Origin of the sequence: Bacillus cereus, assembly GCF_007678085.1 — a bacterium.
Taxonomy (GTDB): domain Bacteria; phylum Bacillota; class Bacilli; order Bacillales; family Bacillaceae_G; genus Bacillus_A; species Bacillus_A cereus_BE.
This window is the reverse complement of the sequence record NZ_VEDW01000001.1, coordinates 1366988-1387707: the sequence shown is the minus strand read 5'-3', so window position 1 is coordinate 1387707 and position 20720 is coordinate 1366988. Positions and strand designations below refer to the sequence as shown.

Below are 20720 nucleotides of genomic sequence, written 5' to 3'. Positions count from 1 at the left end.
GGTTATACAGGGGAGTTATGGATGGAGAATACTTTAGTTAGTTAATTGTTTTTATTTTAATAAATAAAAGTAAATTGATGTGGAGTGAAATTCAATGGGAGAAAATCAGTTTAGATGGAGTAACAAGCAATTAAGAGAACATGTTGAAGTAATAGATGGCAAAAGAAGTCCACACACTTTAATTAAGAATGCAACTTATTTAAATTCCTATATGCGCGAGTGGGTGCAAGCAAATATTTGGATCTACGATGACCGGATTGTATATGTAGGCGAAAAATTGCCAGTGCAACTGCATGAATGTGAAGTCATTGATTGTGATGGAAAGTATGTAGTTCCAAGTTACATAGAACCGCATGCACATCCATATCAATTATATAATCCTGAAACTTTAGCGAATTATGCGATGCAGTTTGGGACGACGACTTTTATTAATGATAATTTAACTTTATTTTTCACATTACAACGTGAAGAAGCATTTCGTCTATTAGATGAATTTGAAAAGATTCCAGCAAGTATGTATTGGTGGTGTCGTTTTGATGGACAAACTGAATTGCAAAACGGGGAATCTTTATTTAATCGTGAAGAAATAATAGAGTGGCTTAAGCATGACGCAGTTCTTCAAGGCGGCGAGCTAACAGCGTGGCCAAAGTTATTACATGGCGATGATGAAATGTTACATTGGGTGCAGGAAACGAAACGATTACATAAAAAAGTAGAAGGACATTTTCCAGGAGCATCTGAAACGACTTTAGCAAAATTAAAATTGCTAGGTACAGATTGTGATCATGAGGCGATGACAGGGCAGGAAGCTTTTGCTCGTCTTATGCAAGGTTACACGGTTTCCTTAAGAAATTCTTCAATCCGCCCAGATTTAGAAGTGTTACTGAAAGAATTGTTGGAATTAGGAGTAAAGCAGTTTGATAGATTTATTCTTACTACAGACGGCTCACATCCTTCATTTTATGAAAATGGAATGACAAACGTAATGATATCTACCGCGATAAAACAAGGAGTGCCAGTAATAGATGCTTATCATATGGCAAGCTATAATATCGCTCGTTATTACAATATGGAAGATCTACATGGTTCAATTGCGACAGGTAGAATTGCTAATATTAATATTTTGGAAAGTAAAGAAAACCCGGTTCCAATAAGTGTAATTGCAAAGGGGAAATGGGTGAAGCGTGACAGAATAAATAAAAATGAATCCTTACTTATAGAATGGAGTAAATTCAAAGTAACTCCATTATTATTAGACTGGTCTATAGAAAAAGAGGATATGGTTTTTGCTAATAAAATAGGAATACAATTATTAAATAACGTTATAACAAAACCATACACGACTGATGTTGATTTAAACCGTGATAAACTTTCTCTAGATCATGATGAGTGTTTTCTTATGATGATTGCTCGTGACGGTACGTGGAGAGTGAATACAGTTGTCAAAGGTTTTGCGAAAGAACTTGGTGGACTTGCTAGCTCATATTCTGGTACCGGTGACATCATTCTTATTGGGAAGAATAAAGAAGATATGCTAACAGCTTTTCATAGAGTAAAAGAGCTTGGCGGGGGAATGGTATTAGCTGAAAAGAATGAAGTATTACACGAAATCGCATTACCATTGCTCGGGATTATGTCTAATTTAAAAATGAGTGATTTAATACAGGAAGAGAAACAGATGGTGAAACTACTCCAAGAGCGTGGTTACGCGTATGACGATCCGGCATTTACCATTTTATTCTTTTCTGCGACGCACTTACCTTTTATACGGGTAACGCCTATAGGACTATATGACGTAAAAAGTAGTAAGGTACTGGACTTACCAGTGAAGTTGATAAAGCAATATTAAAATGAAAGGCTCTATAAAAGTCCAATTTATAGGGCCTTTTACATTGTTAGCATAAGAATATTGTGAGCCTCAAATAATATAAGTATCTAAATTACTTGAGGTGAAACATAAGTATGAAAAAAATATTGTATATTTTAACTGTATTTATATTATGTGTATCTATTCAACAAGTTGTACATTCTCAAACAGATGCACCAGAATTATCTTCTGATTGTCTTGAAAAAAGGAAAATTCGAGATGACAAGCATGTGAAGAATATAATAAGTGATATTAAATCCACATTTAATTTAAAAATTGATGAACATAGTTTTTGGGAAGTAAGTAAAAGAGACCTGGATGCGGCCCATTTGATGTATGGTGGAAGAGAAAATGATTCTTATTATAATTCGCTAACTAAAATTTATGATAGTGGTGGATTTAGCGAGCAGCCTAGCTTATTTGTGAGGGCTCAAGAAGCATTTTTACTTTATAAAGAAAAAGATAATATCAATGTAATGAAACACTTAAACCTAGATGTTGAAAAAGGAGAATGGATTGTTATACAAACGAAAAAGAAGAAAGGGAAAAAAGTGAAATTCAAGCCGTTACAATGTGAAAAAGATTATTTGAAAAAGAGAAATGAGTACCATAATCTAAAATGAAATAACGGAATTTTAAGTGTGGAAAAATTCGTTAATAATTGTAAATGAAGTGGTAGAAATTTCTAGTGATTTCGCCATAAAAAACGTCATTTTTTATTTTAAAAATGACGTTTTTTATATACTTAAAGCTTTTGCATCGCACTTTCAATCCTCTTCACCAAATCAGCTGACACTTTATGAAAATACCCTAAAACGATCTTTCTAATATCATCGGAGATAACTTTCAAATCACCAGCTAAATTTTCAGCAAGATGTTCTTTTTCTATCGGTTTTAACTTCGCATAAAATTCACTAGGCTGCGTAAAGTCATCCTGTTTCGTTATAGAAGTTCTTTCAAGTGTACCTTCAACATATCTTCCGTCACCGCTCGTTATTTGATTAGCAGGTGTCCAATTTTGTTGTTGGTTAATCGTTAATTTGCGGAATGCAGGTCCAATTCTTCTTCTTTGAGAATCGTTATAAATGTTAGCGCGCCCTTGCAGCATTTTATCATCTGATAGTTCTGCACCGTCTAGTAAATTAGAAGGAGAGAAGGCGACTTTTTCTACTTGTTCCATATAATTTTCAGGATTTTTATTTAACACCATTTTGCCTACTGGTATAAGAGGATACGACTTTTCATCCCATACTTTTGTATCATCTAAAGGGTCATAAGAAAGATGTTCTTCATCTTTCAGATCCATGAGCTGGACATATAATCCGTATTCCACTGGTTTACCATTTGCAATTGCATCATATAAATCTTTCCCGCTATAATCAGGGTTTTCGGCAGCCAGTTTATTTGCTTCCTCACTAGTAATGAATTGTACACCTTCAAATGGGTACCAATGATACTTTACATATTTGCGGTTACCTTCTGCATTTCTCCATACATATGTATTAACACTATGTCCTGGGATGTGGCGCAGACTTTTGGCCGTACCAGCATCAGAGTATAAATGGACAACGAAATGAATGGATTCAGGTGCTCTAGCGACAAAGCTCCAAAATCTATTAGGATCTATTAAGTTATTTATAGGTGAAGGTAACAACGCTTGAATCGTTTCAGGGAAACGCATCGGATCACGAACAGAAAAGACAGGAATGTGATTACATAAAAGATCGAAAATGCCTTCCTTTGTATAAAACTTTGTAGAAAAACCGCGTACATTTCTAGAAGTATCAGGTGTTCCTTTCGTACTAACGGCTAATGAAAATCGCACCATAACAGGAACTTTCTCATTTGAATGTTGTAAAAAACTTAGTTTCGTATGTTCAGACATTGGATAGATCGTTTGAAAATAGCCGAACGCACCAAATCCTTTTACATGAACAGGTCTTTCTAAAATTTTTTCGTGAATAAATTCTTGTAACGTCTCGTGAAGTACACTATCTTGCTCTAGAACAGGTCCACGCGAACCAACTGTTTGAGAGTGAAGTGTAGCTTGTTCATTACGTTTTTCATTTTCATTAAAGCCTTTCCCTAGTAAAGATTGCCTTTGTTTATCATAGTTTTCATCCATTGATATAGCCTCCAAATCTTTTTTGTCCATTGTTACTAAATATGATTTCATAGCCTTGATTATGTATGACATGCAAAGTAGTAACAGACCGCTAGATGAAAAAAACACATATGTAGTGGACCTGTTGAAATAGAAGAAATTATGGAAAAATGAATATCGAGAAGAAAATTACTATTAAAATTACAATCTTAAAAATGAATTTAAACATGACTTTATAGAGAATGAACATAAATAAACAGGGAAAATAACTAGGAGGAATTTAAAATGTCGGATTGGTTTCAATTAGATAAAGAATATATGATGCCTACGTATTGTCGTACGAAGGTTGCAATAGAAAGAGGAGAAGGGTGCAAGCTTTATGATGTGGATGGTAAAGAGTATGTAGATTTATTTTCTGGTGTCGGAGTGAATGTATTAGGATACAATCACCCGAAAATCGTGCAAACGACAATGGAGCAAGTTACAAAATCATTGCATCTGCCGTTTCATTTTTTAAACCCAGTTGCGATTGAATATGCAAAAAAATTAGTTGATTGCTCTTTAAAAAACGGAAAAGTCTTTTTTACAAACTCTGGTACGGAAGCGACAGAAACAACACTGAAATTAATTGATAAATATAGAGCTAATACGGGTGAAGAACGTGAAGGGATTGTGGTGCTGAAGAATAGTTTCCACGGGCGAACATTAGGAGCACTTCATTTTACGAGACAAGAAAATGTATATCAAAATTTCCCTAAAACATCGATTCCTGTATATGAAGTCGAGCGTGAGAATATAGAGCAATTAGAAGAAACAATTGTTAAAGAAAATCCAATTGGGATTATGCTAGAGCCTGTATTAGGTAGCGGGGGGATATACCCTTTATCAAGTGAATATTTACATGATGTTCAAAACTTATGTGAGAAATATAACGTACTACTTATCGTCGATGAAGTTCAAAGTGGTATGGGGAGAACTGGTAAACTATTTGCTTATCAAAATTTCAATATTACACCGGATATTATTCAAATTGGTAAAGGAGCAGGAGGCGGGATACCGTTAGGTGGAATCATCGTAGGTGAAAAGTTATTTGATGTATTTGCACCGGGAGATCACGGTACAACGTTTGCTCATTCATCAATGGGAACGGCTTTAGGTTTAACAGTATTAAACACATTGATTGACGATGGTTTAATGCAAGAAGCGTATGAAACGTCACTATATTTAAATGATAAATTGCAAGAAATTCAGAAAGAAAATCCTTATTATATTCAGGAAGTACGTCATGCTGGCATGATGTTTGGAATTAGTTTGAATGATACAAATGAAAATGTGAAGAAATTACAGGTAGAGCTAATGGAGAATGGGATATTAGTTGATGTTACACAAGGGAATATCATTCGTTTACTTCCTCCATATATAATTACAAAAGAAGAAATTGATGCATTTATTAATCAATTTATTTCTTGTATGGATAAAGTTGCAGCTGTAGTAAGTGCTTAAAAATTAAAAGCTATATTTTATAAAAAGTGCACCCTAATTGTTAGTAATATTTTTACAATTTGTGTGCGCTTTTTATATTAGAATTTGGTAAAAGTATAGAATTTATATTTTCAAAAATAGACGGTTGTTTTTACACAGTATAATTCACTTTTGAATATATTAATAAAGTGGAAAATTTATAAGGAATGGTAATACTTAATATTTTATCCCGCTTTAATGGGCAGTAAGACCCCCATCTCAAAATTCAGCGAAAGCAAAGAATTTAGGTGTGGATCAACTGCCCATAAAAGTCCGATTGGTGAGGGCTAATAATCAGTGGGGGATGAAGAAAACCCCCACTGATTAAAGTTTCACTTTATGTCACATGATGTGTAAAGGGGGAGTGTAATGAAATCTTTAACGGTTATTATTTTGTATAGTGAAAGAGCGAAAATATTAGAAGAGTCAATTCAATCTATATGGAAGCTAAATCCTCTTGAAATTATAATTTTGCTTCCTAATGATAGAAGTAATTTGTATGAAATAGCAAAGAAACATAAATGTCATATTGTTTTGATGGATAAATATAGTACCCATAATGATGGGTATGAAGCTTCTGTAAAGGAAGCAAAAGGAGAAGTATTATTATTTTTAGATAGTAATTTTTCGTTATCTACAAATGAGATGAAGAAATTTATTGAACCAGTTGTTACAAATCAGGCTGATGTAGTATTAAACAAAATAGATAAATTTATTGAAATTGGTAAATGTCCAAATATGGATATTGTATGGAGAAAAATGTTAAATGAAATTTTATGTCGACCAGGTTTAAAAAGCAATTCAATACTTTCATTACCATATGTACTTACGAAGGAAGTAGTGGTAAATATCGGTTTTGATTATATGAAAAATATCGTTCTAACCCATATGAATATATTGAATCAAGGCTGGCGGATTAACGATCAATATGCAATAAAAACGTTATCTAGAGATGAAACGTTAGAAGAGAAAGATTATTTAGTTAAAAAAGAATTGTCAGAATATGAAAAGGAGAAAGTGGGAAAATATTTAATCGGTATTTCTAAATGGATAGAGAAAAAGGGAAAAAGAGTAGGGTTTACTGATGCAGGAAAAAGAAGAGATATTATTCAAAAGTTAGGTGAATGCAAGCGATATCCTTCTTATCATCGAGGATGGGGTATGAATTCATCGATTTATGACGGGAAGCAACTTTCTGTCATTATACCAGTGCAAAATGAAGAAGAAACTATAGAACAAGTAATACTTGAGGCAAGAAAAATAGAACCGCTAGAAATAATTGTCGTTGTAAATGGTTCGACAGATAGTACGGCCAATATCGCTAAAAGACTTGGTGCTACTATTATTAAATATAACGAACGGCTTGGTCATAATGTTGGACGTGCTATAGGAGCGCTTGAGGCTACAGGAGATATTCTCTTATTTATTGATGGTGATTTTAGTGTTTCAGGAAGTAATTTGCATCACTTTACAAAAGCAGTTTCAGCTGGTGTTGACATAGCATTAAATGATTTGAATCCGATGTTACATCCTCCGTTTTATGTTGTAGACGTCGTAAAATATATGCTTAATTTAGCATATAATCGTCCAGAATTAAGTAATGGCTCATTAGTGGCAATTCCACATGCTATGAGTAGAGCATGCTTAGATGCAATAGGGTGGGAAAGTTTACTATGCCCTAGTCTTGCGCAAGTAAAAGCTATATTACAAGGGTATAGAGTAGAATGTGTACATTATGTTGATGTTGTAAAACCAAACAGAATTCGATTAATGGAGAATGTAAGTCATAATGGACATCCTCCAGCAGTATTAAGAATAATTGGTGATCACGTTGAAGCTCTCTCTTACTTAATCGAACATCTCGAAATGGATGGAAAGGGTGATTAAACTGTTAGATCAGTACAAAAAAATTAACATTTCATATGAAGAATTATGGCAAATAGATCTTCAAACTACGGAACCATTTATACTCAAGGTTGATTGGGATAAAGTAACGTATGAATTTTTAATTCGTATTAAGCCCGGTGCTTCTAACACTATTGTTTTTGGATCCGGAGCAGGTGGATTTCAAGAACAGCCAATTGGTCCACCTATTTTTCATCGACATTCATGGATGGAAGAATTTGAAGATACTGTTATATATTTTAATGATCCTACTTTATATCTTGGAAAACTATCTTTAGGTTGGGGACAAGGGGAGTTTGATAGATTTTATTTGCAGGATATAGCTAATATTTTAGAAATAGTATTTACAAAGTTAAAAGTTGATTCAAAAAATGTGTTGTTTTATGGAAGTTCCGGGGGAGGATTTATGTCTTTAATTTTAGCTGGATTCGTTAAGGGCTCCACAGCTTTCATTAATAATCCTCAAACAAATTTATTAAAATGGATACCTGTACCAATAAATCTAGTTTTCGATTTGTCTTATCCAGGTTTATCAAGAGAAGAAGTTGAAGAAAAATTTGAAGAAAGAATTAATGTAGTAAAATTTTTTAATCACATTAAATATGTACCGAATATTTATTTTTTGCAAAATTTCGCGTGTGAATTTGATGTGCAAAATCATTTACTGCCATTTATTTCTGAATTAGAACAATTGGATGAGGATATTGAAGTAAATCAAATTGTAATAGACCTATATTTCAATAAAAAAGCAGGGCATGCAGCTGTAGGGAAGAGTGAAACAATTGAATATATAAAAAAAGTAAAGCCTAATGAGACTGTGAAAGAAGAACAAAAAGAAGTGGGGCTGTCAGTTGTTATAGTTTTAGGAGAAGAAAAATCGAAATTAAATCAAATTTTAAATAAAGTGCAGCATATAAAACCACAAGAAATTATTATTGTAGCTAATGATAGAATGAGCGCGATACAATCTATACCTACATTTGTTGAAAGTAACGTTGTTGTAATTGAGGAGAAAAATAAATGGAAAGCACCAGTTCATGGGGCAAAAATCGCCAATGGAGATGTAGTTTTATTTTTAGATGGAGAAGATGTTATTTTTTCGGTAGAATTAGAACGATTTATAGAACCGCTACTAAAAAAGGAACAGGATGTAATTTTGAATAACATAGACTCCGTATGTTTTGAAAAGATGAGAGTAGAATGGCCAAGTATTGCTATGGTGTATAGAAAAATAGTAAACGATGTATTGGGGCGTATAGATTTAAAATATGATTCGATGTTATCTATGCCATATGCAATTACTAAAAAAGCAATTGAAGACATTAGATATGACACCTTGCAAAATCCCATTCTTTCTCAAATAACTCTTATTGAGAAAGGGTGGCGACTACAATCCTCGTCAGCCATCACTAATACTTTGTTGAATGATATACCCGCAAACAAAAGTTCTTTCTATAGAGATGAATTAACTAAATTAGAAGTATGTGAGATTAAAGAGAATGTAAAAGCTTTGGAGAGTTGGTTGCAACGAAAAGATGATAGAGGTAACTATACAGATGGAGGAAGAAAAAGAGAAATTATAGAGCAACTAAAAAAACAAAAGAATTATTCGCGTTACCATAAAGGATGGGGTATGAATTCATCAATTTATAATGGAAAACAGTTATCAATTATTATACCAGCACAAAATGAAGAATCAACGATTAAAGAAGTTATTCTTGAGGCAAGAAAAGTTGAACCGAAAGAAATAATTGTTGTCATTAATGGGTCAACAGATCAGACAGAAGTAATCGCTAAGCAACTAGGGGCAACAGTAATTGTTTATCAAGAAAGATTAGGGCATGATGTAGGACGGGCAATTGGTGCACAAGAAGCCGTAGGGGATATACTTCTCTTTATTGATGCTGATTTTGCTATTCCAGCAAAAGACCTTCATCCGTTAACGCAGGCTGTTGCGAATGGTGTTGATATGGTTTTAAATGATTTAAATTTAAATCTTAGATTTCCTCTATATATTGTAAGTTTATATAAATATATGTTGAATATTGCTTGTAATCGTAAAGATTTAGGTGTGGGATCCACAATTGCTGTTCCCCACGCAATTAGTAGAAAATGTTTAGAGGGAATCGGCTGGGATACTCTTCAAACAGCGTGTGTTGCGCAAGTAAAGGCAATATTAGAAGGATATAAAGTCGAATGTGTCCATTTTGTAGATGTTATGAAACCAAATCGTATTCGTCCAAACGAGCACTTTGCAACAGTAGGACATCCACCAGCTGTATTGAGAATTACTGGAGATCATATAGAAGGGCTTTCTTATTTATTGAAGAATAGAAATTTCAAAGATTTTTTATAACAGGATATTCTGCTAATTATATGAGTAACTTAAAGAAATTTATTTTAATATGGAAGCCATATCTTTAATAAGCGTTGAATAGCAAGAAATAGAGTATGAAATGAATTAGTTTTGAATGTTTATTGATAGAAAATGCAAAGGTAATTGAAAAGTAAAAACTTCTTCAAATAAATGAAGTAGTTTTTACTTTTTTTATTTGAAGTATATAAGTAAAGAGTAAATAAATCTGTATATGAAAATTTTTAGTGAAACTTACTAATTTCTAGGTTAGAGGAAGCGATGATAGAAACGTAATAAATATAAATAAATGAAAGGTTCATTTGTGGTGTAAAGGTATATATTGTATAGCCTAAACCTCATTGTACAAAAAGTTAAATAGGGTGTAATTTTATATAAAAAGAGCATTTAATTGGACAAATAATTAATTATGTGAAATAATAATAACAGATAAGGAGACGTTGATTTTCCTTAAGTGCTTCGAATTAATTTTATTCAATAAGAGAAGGTGTGCTTAAAGAAGTTAAATTAAATAAGGAGCTGTTTTATTATATGCAACAAAATAATGATTTAAATTTTGAACCTCAAGACGTTAATATTGTCAATCCTAAACAAGCCAGGAAAGCAGTAATTGCTACTGGTATTGGGAATGCAATGGAGTGGTTTGACTTCGGATTATACGCGTATTTAGCGGTAATTTTAAGTCAATTATTCTTCTCAGGTGTTGATAATAGTGGATTGCAACTTGTACTTACATTCGGTACATTTGCAGCAGCCTTTCTCGTTCGACCAATTGGAGGTGTATTCTTTGGTAGAATAGGAGATAAGTACGGCCGAAAAATCGTGTTAAGTACTACTATTATTTTAATGGCACTTTCTACATTATTCATCGCATTACTACCAACCTATGAACAAATTGGTGTATGGGCACCAATACTACTTTTAGTTGCCCGAATGATTCAAGGCTTCTCTACAGGCGGCGAATATTCAGGGGCAATGGTTTATATCGCAGAATCTTCTCCAGATAAAAAGCGTGGTATACTCGGTAGTGGTCTTGAAATTGGAACACTCTCAGGTTACATTGCTGCATCGGTAATTGTTACCATTTTGACGTTATTGTTAACAGATGAGCAAATGCTCAGCTGGGGCTGGCGTATTCCTTTCTTAATAGCTGCACCAATTGGTTTGGTCGGTTTATATTTACGCCGTCATCTAGATGAATCTCCAATCTTTGAAGAGATGGAAAAAGCACAAGAAGAATCTGAAGACAATGAACAATTTTCATTTATGGATATTATGAAATATCACAAAAAAGACTTCTTATTAAGCACAGTAATTGTCGCCTTCTTTAATATTACGAACTATATGATTCTTTCGTATATTCCTTCTTATCTAACTCAAGTACTTAAAGTGAAAGAAACAACCGGCTTATTAATTATTTCTATTACGATGGCACTTATGATTCCACTAGCACTTTATTTCGGTAAATTAAGTGATAAAATTGGTAATAAACGCGTCGTGCAAATCGGCTTACTCGGTTTAACTGTATTTGCAATCCCAGCATTTTTACTAATAGGTAACGGACATATTGCAGCTATATTTGCAGGTATTTTCGTATTAGGTTTCTTCCTAAGTGTGTATGAAGGAACATTACCATCATTATTACCATCACTATTTTTCACCGATGTACGTTATCGAGCACTTTCGATCTCATTTAATATTTCTGTATCTATATTCGGTGGAACAACACCGCTCGTATGTTCATACTTAGTTCATGCGACTGGTAACCCGCTTGCACCAGCATTTTATTTAGCAGGTGTAAGTATTATTGGATTAGTCGTATTTAGTGTTTTATTCGTTACAACTTCAGGACGTGCGCTAAAAGGTTCATATCCTACAGTAGAAACGAAAAAAGAAGCACACCAAATTGCTAAAGAAGACCCTGAAGAAACACTTTGGTGGCATGAAGAGTCATTAGAAATTGAAGCAGGGAAAAACGCTTCAATTTAAAAAGTAACGTAGAAGTACAAAAAGACTCCTATGAAAATAGGAGTCTTTTTATTGTGTTATTTCTTTCTTTTCTTCAAACTCTTCTGATATGCATAGAGCTTATTGATCTCTTCCTTAAATTCATGTAACTGTACGGTATTTTCCTCATTTGAATAACGCACTGTATTATAAGCATCTATAATAATATGACTCTCAATATTTACATCTTCTTCACTATTTATTCTTTCTAACCATGCTTCAATAGGTTCTCCTCGGTTTCTATTTAAAGGAGGAATTAATTTACTCTCCAGTTTAAAAATCTCTTTTCGAATTTCGTTTTGTGGCGGTTTGTTTCGTTTCAAACGTTTTTGGCTCATTCCTTCTTTATCAGTAATGATAGTAGATTCGAAGACAGGCATATTTGGTAAACTGAATTGTTTTCGTCTTTTTATTATTTTCCAAACGACGTAAATAGCAATAGCAGCACAAGCTATTATGGTCATGCTATTTATAAGAGTTGGATCAAAATCAGGAGGTGTTTTCCCATCTTCAATTTGTGGTTTTAAGAGATGCCCTTTACTTGCCCAAACTCCCTCAGTATCTTTCAATTCAGCTGCTATGAGAAATGGATTTATAACATAACCGACCCCTAATGCGACTACTTCTGTCATAAAACTAAAAATAAGACGAATAAAAGGGAAAACTAGAACAAGTATGGTACTCATTACAACAATTGTAATAATAGAAGCGAAACGTAATAACTGTTGATTACGATTAGCCCCAGTTAACCAAAAAGTAATCATAATGTGTAAAACTAAAAGTAATAGTTTCCACAAAGGCGGAAAGGGCGCATAAAATATAGCTGAAATACCAAACCAAACTATGCCGCCTAACGATTTTTGAACTGGATATCCAGGCCCGACTACATGTACGATAAAGAAGAAAAGCGGTAACATAATTGTGCTAAATAGAGAGAATGGGAGAAAGATAGAACAACCGATTATTTGAGTAAGTAACAGTATGACAAAACCTGTTGTTTTTTTCTTCATTAGTTTATAGATAAGCAATACTCCCATATAGCCCGTTGCTAAAAATATAGTAATAGCAACAAGTTCATCTCTTTCCGTTAATAACGAAAGGAGGAGCAGCAGAATAAAGTCATTAACGTGATAGAGCCAAGTTTTCAAGCTTTTCCACCATCCCTTCGTTATTTATGAGAAACGTAGGTTGCGATAGAAGAGAGATGTCATTCTTCTGCAAGCCAATGTAAATCATTGTAGAGGATCGTTCTCCTTTTCTATTTGTATAATGGAGAAATCCTTGTTTTGGAATTAATGTGCTATCGTCTGAAATACGTGCCAATTCTTCTAAAGCTTTTGCGTAATGTGTTTGCCCTTCATTTAATGGTAAGTGCAGAGGACCACCTTCAGCTAATACACTAATAAATAATTCAAACGGTATTTGATGCTTCGTTGCGTATTGAGAAATGTATGTTGCAAATGAAATAAGGTCTTCTATATTATCCTTCCAACCAAATCCGCGATCAGCAGCTAAAGAAAGACAAATCGTCCAACTATAATTTTTTACAGGTTCATATTGCTTCGCCTGTAATTCCTGCATTTTAGCAGATGCTTTCCAATGAATAGAACGGAAAGACTCACGTTCATAGCGTTTAACTCCGATAATAGATGTTTCATCATTGTAAAAAGAAAAATTCGTTCGATAAGCTCCATTTAAAAGCTGCTGAAGTTCTTGCAAACCTGCTACTTCTTTAGGAGAAGGATATACAATAATTTCAGTTCTTAATTTATCAAATACAGGTAAATGTACAGATAATAAATGAAAAGGATCTTTCAAAACACATTCGAATTGTTCAATTTGAAATACGCCACGCTTCGTAGCGGTTAATGTTAAATCCCATTTTTGTGCCGAATGAGCAGGTTGTGAAAACGGAAAAGAGAATAACGTTTTCGATATTTGTTCAATTCCTTGATCTTTTTGTGGTAGTAGTGACGGGTCTAAATGAAAATAACAAGTACCATTAACGAGTGGTATGTTTGCTCCATTTTTTAAATGAATAAAAAACTGTCCAGATTCATCAGGGAAAAGCCGAGTTGTTTGTTTCTCATTTATAACTTCAAATTTCTTCTCTATGTAAGCGACATATTTATAAATGAAAATCGCAAATAAATAATAGAAGAAAAAGAGAAACATAATAATTCGTTGTGGCATGAAAAATGTAAATAGTATAGCGCCTGGGACAGTTAGTTGAATAATATGGAGTTGGAAAAATAACGGTACAGTTACAACACGCTGTCCATTCATGCTTGCTCAATCTCCACTGGTACGTCAACTTCTTTTAAAATCCTTTGCATAATTTCATTTTTTGTCGTACGTAATGCGCCTTCCATTGATAAGACAATGCGGTGATTCCAAACAGAAGGAACTAAAAATTGTATATCTTCAGGCGTGCAATATTCTCTTCCGTGTAAAAAGGCTAACGCTTGAACTGCGCGCACTAAAGCAAGTGTGGCACGTGGACTTACACCGTTAGCGATGTAATCATGATTTCTTGTAGCATGAGCAAGTTTAATAATGTAATATTCCAACGGTTCTGATACGAAAATTTCTTTTACACGTTTCTGTGCTTTTAGAATGTCTTCTAAAGAAATAACAGATTTGATGCTTTCTAACGGTGTATCGTTACGAAAACGACGCATCATTTTCAACTCATCTTCAGGTTTCGGATAACCTATAGAAATTGTCATTAAAAAGCGATCAAGCTGTGCATCTGGTAGAGGAAACGTTCCTTGTGATTCAATTGGATTTTGCGTCGCAATAACAAAGAACGGTTTAGGAAGAAGAGTAGATTGCTTTTCAAGCGTTACTTGTCGTTCTTCCATTGATTCTAATAAACTAGACTGTGTTCTAGGCATAGCGCGGTTAATTTCATCCGCAAGCAAAATATTAGTCATAACTGGTCCAAGTCTTAACTCGAATTCACTCGTTTTCGGATTGAAATATTCGATACCTGTTACATCACTCGGAAGTACATCTGGTGTAAATTGGACGCGAGAAAAATTACCACCAATACTTTTAGAAAGTGTTTTCGCAAGTAACGTTTTCCCCGTACCAGGTACATCCTCAAGCAGTACATGTCCATCAGCAAGCAATGAAACGAGTAATAAATCTATAACATTTTCTTTACCGACAAAAACTGATCCTATGTTTTCTTTCAATTTATTTATCATATGTATCATTCCTTTCAAAATATAAACGGATATTCCTATATTTTAACAAATTATTCAGAAAATTGATATGATTTTTAAATTCAAAGAAATAAATATCCAGTTATTAAATTATACTTGCATGTTTTGGAATGTAGTTATACAATATCGATATACGATGTATCGTTAGTCGATATATCAGGGAGCGATGTATCGGAGGTGGTTATAATGAATGCGAAAGCGAAAAAATATATTCCGTTAACAGAGGCGACATATTACATATTGTTATCACTAGTGAAACCAATGCATGGTTACGGAATTATGCAAATGGTAGAAGAGATGACAAATGGAGAAGTAAAGCTCGGTCCAGGTACTTTATACGGGAATACGACAAAGTTACTAAAAGAGAAGTTAATAGTTGAAGTGGCCTCTACAGATAGAAAGAAGTGCTATGAGTTAACGCCACTTGGTAGAGAAGTATTAGAGCTAGAGTATAACAGATTAAAGAGATCTGTAAGGAATGGAAATAGTATATTAGGGGAGTGAATGGAAGATGGAGACTAAAAGGGTATTTAAGTTTTTTACGGCATGGAATTTAGAAAAAGAAGAAGCTTTTTTACGAAAGATGCATCAACAAGGTTGGGCATTACAAAAATATAATTTAATGTATACGTTTAAGAAAACTGAACCAAAAGATGTAATATACAAAGCTGATTTTAGATTGGTTTATAGAGATTCGAAAGAACAACGACAAGAGTATTTTGAAATATACGAAATGTCAGGTTGGAAACGCGTAACAAGTTTCACAAGATGGAATTATTTTTGTAAAGAAGTAGAAGAGGTAAATGAATTGCCTGATATTTACTCAGAAAAGGAGACGAGAGTACAAAAACTAAATGAGTTATTGCTATTCCTTGTTATTATATCAGCAAGTATATTACCATCAATGTATAACCTAATTTTAAGCCCCATGGAATCAAGAGTGCCAATTTGGGCGAAAGCTATGATGGGTCTTACAGGTTGTATGTGGATATACTTCTTTATAAGACTCACTTGGAAAATTAAAGAATTAAAAAGTGAAATATTATAATAAAAAGTAGAGTTCAAAAGCAGTTGATTTTGTAAGGTGAAATTGAAATTAGCTTCTTTTATTTTTATATAATTTTATTTTTACTAATTCTTTTTTACATAATAAAAATCTATATGAAGGTGTAAAAATTACAGTTACCAACACACAACCCCGAAATAATAAATGAAGAAAAAACGATTTATATTAAAAAGCAAAAAATAAAAGATGGCTAAAAAGGTGTGGGGTGTAACTTATAATAAGGAAGAAAAACATTTTTTGATTGACATATTAAATCGAAAAATCCCCTACAAAAAATCGGTAGGGGGTAATAAAAATGTTTAAGAAAAAGACTGATTTTGCGCAGGTTTAATAAATTGTTCCGGGTTTTCAACGAGTCCGCATACAGCGCATTGGACTCTGTATGTTGGCCCTTGATAGGTCATATGAAAAGCATTCATATTTTCATTTGTGTATTCTTCTTCTACTTGACCAGTTTGTGGATGTAACTTGACTGGTTTTACTTGTTGTTCAAGAATATTAAAGCGAGTACGGTTCGTTTTACAACTTGGACATAGCATTGGTTCCATATGTATACACCTCCATTTGTAGCATTTCTTACATGATATGATTTTATGCAAGCAAAAAAACTTTCTCAATATAAATGGGTATTTAAAGTATTTAAAATTCAGAAAAAATAAAATATAATAAGGGTACGAACTGGTTATGTCCAAACCAAATCTCCTGTTTTATGCCAATAAGCTGGGGGGCCGAGAAATCGGCCTCATTTTTTTGTGCTCATTACTATAGGAAACAAGGTTTTTATGAGACTTTTGTCGAAATTTTAGGGATGGATATAAAGGGGGATGTAAAATGAATTTAAAAATGAAGTACATTATTTTATATGTAGAAAAGTTTGAAGAATGTGTAAGGTTTTATAAAGATATTTTACAGTTACCTATAAAAGCAGAGCATGGTACATATATTGAGTTTAATACTGGTTCTACAATTTTAGCGATGAATACGAGGCAAGATGTGAAAGAATTAACAGGACTACCACTTACAGAAGGCGAGTTACAATCTTCTCATTTTGAATTGGGATTCGTTGTTGATCATGTACAAGAATCGATTGAGCAATTTAGAGAGCAAGGAATTAAGGTTTTAGTTGAACCAATTGTGAAACCGTGGGGACAAACAATTGCATATATTGCCGATCCAGATGGGAATTATATTGAAATTTGCAGTTCATTAGAATAGAAGGAGAAAAAGAGATGGGGTTTCCGAAACTAGAAACAGAACGTTTACAATTAAGAGAACTAACACTGTTAGATGCAGAAACGATGTTCCGTTATTTTTCAAAAAAATCTGTTATACGTTATTTTGGAATGGATTCTTTCGAAAATATTGAGCAAGCGAAAACGACGATTCAAACGTTTAAAAATCGCTATGAAGAGGGAAGTGTATTTCGCTGGGGAATAGAGAAAAAAGGGACAGGCCAATTAATCGGAACGTGTGGATTTCATTTAATAAACAAGCATCATAAGCGGGCTGAAATCGGTTATGAATTAGACGATACATATTGGGGACAAGGATATGCAACGGAAGCGTTACAGGCGATTTTAGATTACGGGTTTGAAACGTTGCAACTGATAAGAATTGCTGCTGTTGTATATGTAGAGAATAAAGCTTCTCAAAAATTATTAAGTAAAGCAGGGTTTCAAGAAGAAGGATTACTTCGAAAACATATGATTCAAAATGAAGTTGCTCATGATACGATTTTATATTCTTTATTAAAAGAAGAGTGGAAGAATTAATGAGTACAAATGAGCTTATAAATATAATGAAGAAACATAAAGAAAATAGGTTCATTCTAGGTATAGATGGTTTAAGTCGATCAGGAAAAACAACATTTGTAACAAACTTAAAAGAAAATATGAAACAAGAAAGCGTTCCGTTTCATATTTTCCATATTGATGATCACATAGTAGAGCGTAATAAACGCTATGACACAGGATTTAAAGAATGGCATGAGTATTATTATTTACAATGGGATATTGAGTGGCTTCAGCAGAAGTTTTTTCAAAAGTTACAAACTGAAACAAAACTGAATTTACCGTTCTATAATGATGTGACAGATTCATGCGAAATGAAAAAAGTACAGATCCCCATAGTAGGTGTAATTGTAATTGAAGGTGTTTTTCTACAGCGAAAAGAATGGAGAGATTTTTTTCATTATATGGTGTATTTGGATTGTACAAGAGAGACAAGATTCCTGCGCGAGAGTAAGGAAACACAGAAAAACATTTCAAAATTTGAGAATAGGTATTGGAGAGCAGAGGATTATTACTTAGAAACGGAATTGCCGAAGGATCGGGCGGATTTAGTTATAGAATGATTTGAAGAAAACCTCAACTTTGTGCTTGAATAGTTGAGGTTTCTCTATGTAATAGCAATGTAATTATTTTAATTCTTGGGAAGGAGATTAGTATAACAATTTGAATTATATAGTTATAGATAAATCTATAGATGAAAAGATTTCAATAAAGCGAGTGATCACATGAGTATTTTTATTTTAGAAGATGATGTCATACAAGCGCAGCAAATGAAGCGGCTAGTTGAAGAGATTTGCGAGAAATATATGTTGCCTTTTGATTTTATAGAGGTGACTAGTAAAAGTGAAAACATCATTACTAACATTCCTAAGGCGAAGTATGTCCCAATCTATTTTTTAGATATAGAGATTAAAAGGGAAGAGCGTAAAGGTTTACAAGTGGCGCAAGAAATACGAAAGTATGATACGCAAGGGATTATTGTGTTTGTAACGACGCATTCTGAATTTGCGCCTATTTCATATCAATACATGGTATCAGCTTTAACTTTTATTGATAAAGGGTTGCCATACGAGGAGAGACGTAACGTTTTTGAACAATGTTTACTCCAATATGAAGCACGTAATAAGCATCTTATTCCGTCCGATGACTTTATCGTGGAAAATAATAATGCGACTGTGCGGGTTCCGTTTCATGAAGTTGAATATGTTATGACCGATGAACCACACCGTTTAGCGCTAGTGACGTTAGATCGAATTGTTTATTTTTACGGGACTTTAAAACAAATTGAATTTGTAGATGAACGTTTATTTCGCTGTCATCAATCATATATCGTGAATACGAAGCAATTGTCTTTTTACGATGCGAAGCAAAAAATGATAGTTTTAAAAAGCGGGAAACGTATTCCAGTATCACGTCGTTTAGTGAGTAAAGTACGTAACATATTAAAGGGTGAGATGTAATGTATATATATGATCTATTTGCAATACTGCTTACTAGTATGAGCCATACGTTTTTATACATTCAATTAATCCAGTACAATAGATTGTCATATAGAATGTTAATAGCTTTAAGTGCAGTATTCATTATTTTACTTGCAATTGTTGTAACAGTAACGAGATATCCAGAATTGAATAGTACCATAGTGTTGTTTCTAATAAGTCTAGGATTAATGCAAAATGAATTGAAATTTAAGCATAATGTATATTTTGCACTAGTGAGTATGGTGATAATAACGTTAGTGAAAATGTTGCTATTTGATTTAGGAATGAAAATCTTTATGTTAACGCCATTCAATTTATATTTATGGACAGGTAGCTTGATTCACCTTACCGTATCGACACTTACTTTTATCAGTATTTTTGTAGCTCGCAACAGAATCCAAAAAATTGCTCAATATATAGTAGATAGTCCGCTATACTATGTAACTTATATATTATTAATTGCCGGATTTATTATTGAACTAATCTTAACTCAGCCATCTTCTGCGCTATTAGCACAATTAAATCAACAATACAGTGAAGTAAGTTATATTTCAGCGATTATTATATTTTTATTATTACTAATCATTGTGTTAATAAGCTCACACTTATCGAAAGAAAAGTTACAAGAAGAACACGAGAAACGTTTAGATAAAGAGTTATTAGATTATGTAGAGAAATTAGAGGATATGCACGATGAACTTGCTAGTTTTCGTCATGATTATATGAATGTATTACTATCGTTAGAGGAGGGTATACGTACAAAAAATGTGAAAGAAATTGAGCAAGTGTATTATGACGTGATAGCTCCTACATTAAAAACAATAAATGATCATGAACTTGATATTGCGAAATTATCTCGCATACATATTTCTGAAGTGAGAAGTGTATTAAGGGCGAAAGTTGGCACTGCCCAGCAGCAACAAATAAAAGTAATGCTCGATATACCAGAGAACATTGAAAGTGTTTCAATGAAAATTATTTCATTTATTCGCATCATTTCAGTTTTAGTAGACAATGCAATTGAAGAAGCAGTACACAGTGAGGAAAAGATATTGCAAATCGCATTCTTTAAAATGGATTCACGACAATATTTTATTGTGCGTAATAGTTCAAAGAGTGAAGCGATTGATTTGCAAAAAATTTATGAGAAAAACCATTCAAGTAAAGAAGGAGCGAGAGGATACGGGCTATTCTCATTAAAACGGATTATGAATAAAACAAATAACGCGACGTTAGAAACAACTTATGTAAGTCCTTATTTCACGCAAACATTCCTATTAAAAGAGATGAAATGACCATATATGATGGAAATGAAACCGAATAGGAAAGAACTACATACTTCCTTCACTCGTTTATATACACTTTAAGTAAGAGG

18 protein-coding genes are annotated in these 20720 nt (G+C 33.3%); 13 read left to right on the top strand and 5 right to left on the bottom strand.

All coding sequences use genetic code 11. The features are described from left to right. Positions 1 to 94: 94 nt before the first annotated feature. Positions 95 to 1849 (top strand): adenine deaminase C-terminal domain-containing protein, encoded by a 1755-nt coding sequence (locus FS742_RS07120; RefSeq protein WP_144611771.1) that lies wholly within the window; start codon positions 95 to 97, stop codon positions 1847 to 1849. Positions 1850 to 1962: 113 nt separating this feature from the next. Then, entirely contained in the window at positions 1963 to 2490 is a 528-nt protein-coding gene (locus tag FS742_RS07115; protein ID WP_144611770.1) for a hypothetical protein, read from the top strand. A 122-nt stretch (positions 2491 to 2612) separates the two neighbouring features. Here the strand turns inward: FS742_RS07115 and FS742_RS07110 are convergent, their stop codons facing one another. Beyond that, positions 2613 to 3992 carry a catalase gene (locus tag FS742_RS07110; RefSeq protein ID WP_260869633.1) on the bottom strand — a complete coding sequence of 460 codons (1380 nt, stop codon included), beginning with the start codon at positions 3990 to 3992 and terminating at the stop codon, positions 2613 to 2615. A 264-nt stretch (positions 3993 to 4256) separates the two neighbouring features. Between FS742_RS07110 and FS742_RS07105 the strand changes: the two genes are divergently transcribed. The 4 genes from FS742_RS07105 to FS742_RS07090 all read left to right on the top strand — a co-directional run bounded on the left by FS742_RS07105 (position 4257) and on the right by FS742_RS07090 (position 11760). Continuing rightward, positions 4257 to 5474, top strand: a complete 1218-nt coding sequence (locus FS742_RS07105; RefSeq protein WP_144611769.1) for an aspartate aminotransferase family protein — start codon at positions 4257 to 4259, stop codon at positions 5472 to 5474. 387 nt (positions 5475 to 5861) lie between these two features. Next, complete coding sequence (locus tag FS742_RS07100) at positions 5862 to 7379, top strand: glycosyltransferase (protein ID WP_144611768.1); 1518 nt, start codon at positions 5862 to 5864, stop codon at positions 7377 to 7379. Beyond that, positions 7363 to 9753, top strand: a complete 2391-nt coding sequence (locus tag FS742_RS07095; protein ID WP_260869632.1) for a glycosyltransferase — start codon at positions 7363 to 7365, stop codon at positions 9751 to 9753. Before FS742_RS07100 ends, FS742_RS07095 begins: the two co-directional genes overlap by 17 nt. Positions 9754 to 10302: 549 nt before the next feature. After that, complete coding sequence (locus FS742_RS07090) at positions 10303 to 11760, top strand: MFS transporter (RefSeq protein WP_144611766.1); 1458 nt, start codon at positions 10303 to 10305, stop codon at positions 11758 to 11760. A gap of 56 nt (positions 11761 to 11816) precedes the next feature. On the opposite strand, the gene FS742_RS07085 is transcribed toward FS742_RS07090, so the two are convergent. Genes FS742_RS07085 through FS742_RS07075 form a run of 3 tightly spaced genes read right to left on the bottom strand, consistent with a single transcriptional unit; the run spans position 11817 to position 14990 of the window. Then, entirely contained in the window at positions 11817 to 12926 is a 1110-nt protein-coding gene (locus FS742_RS07085) for a DUF4018 domain-containing protein (protein ID WP_144611765.1), read from the bottom strand. Further along, a complete protein-coding gene (locus FS742_RS07080) occupies positions 12901 to 14064 on the bottom strand; it encodes a DUF58 domain-containing protein (RefSeq protein ID WP_144611764.1) in 1164 nt (387 codons plus the stop codon). The genes FS742_RS07085 and FS742_RS07080 overlap by 26 nt, the downstream gene beginning before the upstream one ends. Then, on the bottom strand, positions 14061 to 14990 hold the full coding sequence (locus FS742_RS07075) for an AAA family ATPase (RefSeq protein WP_144611763.1): 930 nt from the start codon (positions 14988 to 14990) through the stop codon (positions 14061 to 14063). Before FS742_RS07075 ends, FS742_RS07080 begins: the two co-directional genes overlap by 4 nt. Before the next feature lie 204 nt (positions 14991 to 15194). Here FS742_RS07075 and FS742_RS07070 point away from each other — a divergent pair, with 204 nt between their 5' ends. Together FS742_RS07070 and FS742_RS07065 are read left to right on the top strand one after the other, a co-directional pair. Beyond that, the gene (locus tag FS742_RS07070) at positions 15195 to 15512 is read left to right on the top strand and encodes a PadR family transcriptional regulator (RefSeq protein ID WP_144611762.1); all 318 of its coding nucleotides are present in this window, start codon (positions 15195 to 15197) and stop codon (positions 15510 to 15512) included. Positions 15513 to 15519: 7 nt separating this feature from the next. Then, a complete protein-coding gene (locus tag FS742_RS07065; protein ID WP_144611761.1) occupies positions 15520 to 16056 on the top strand; it encodes a DUF2812 domain-containing protein in 537 nt (178 codons plus the stop codon). A gap of 317 nt (positions 16057 to 16373) precedes the next feature. Here FS742_RS07065 and FS742_RS07060 read toward each other — a convergent pair whose 3' ends face one another. Next, positions 16374 to 16622 (bottom strand): DNA alkylation repair protein, encoded by a 249-nt coding sequence (locus FS742_RS07060; protein ID WP_144611760.1) that lies wholly within the window; start codon positions 16620 to 16622, stop codon positions 16374 to 16376. 283 nt (positions 16623 to 16905) lie between these two features. Here FS742_RS07060 and FS742_RS07055 point away from each other — a divergent pair, with 283 nt between their 5' ends. The 5 genes from FS742_RS07055 to FS742_RS07035 all read left to right on the top strand — a co-directional run bounded on the left by FS742_RS07055 (position 16906) and on the right by FS742_RS07035 (position 20640). Beyond that, on the top strand, positions 16906 to 17289 hold the full coding sequence (locus FS742_RS07055; protein ID WP_144611759.1) for a VOC family protein: 384 nt from the start codon (positions 16906 to 16908) through the stop codon (positions 17287 to 17289). Positions 17290 to 17303: 14 nt separating this feature from the next. Further along, positions 17304 to 17846, top strand: coding sequence for a GNAT family N-acetyltransferase (locus FS742_RS07050; RefSeq protein WP_144611758.1), 543 nt, complete (start codon positions 17304 to 17306; stop codon positions 17844 to 17846). Beyond that, entirely contained in the window at positions 17846 to 18427 is a 582-nt protein-coding gene (locus FS742_RS07045; RefSeq protein WP_144611757.1) for a kinase, read from the top strand. The genes FS742_RS07050 and FS742_RS07045 overlap by 1 nt, the downstream gene beginning before the upstream one ends. A gap of 162 nt (positions 18428 to 18589) precedes the next feature. Further along, entirely contained in the window at positions 18590 to 19324 is a 735-nt protein-coding gene (locus tag FS742_RS07040) for a LytR/AlgR family response regulator transcription factor (protein ID WP_144611756.1), read from the top strand. Next, positions 19324 to 20640 carry a GHKL domain-containing protein gene (locus FS742_RS07035; protein ID WP_144611755.1) on the top strand — a complete coding sequence of 439 codons (1317 nt, stop codon included), beginning with the start codon at positions 19324 to 19326 and terminating at the stop codon, positions 20638 to 20640. The genes FS742_RS07040 and FS742_RS07035 overlap by 1 nt, the downstream gene beginning before the upstream one ends. Positions 20641 to 20720: the final 80 nt, after the last annotated feature.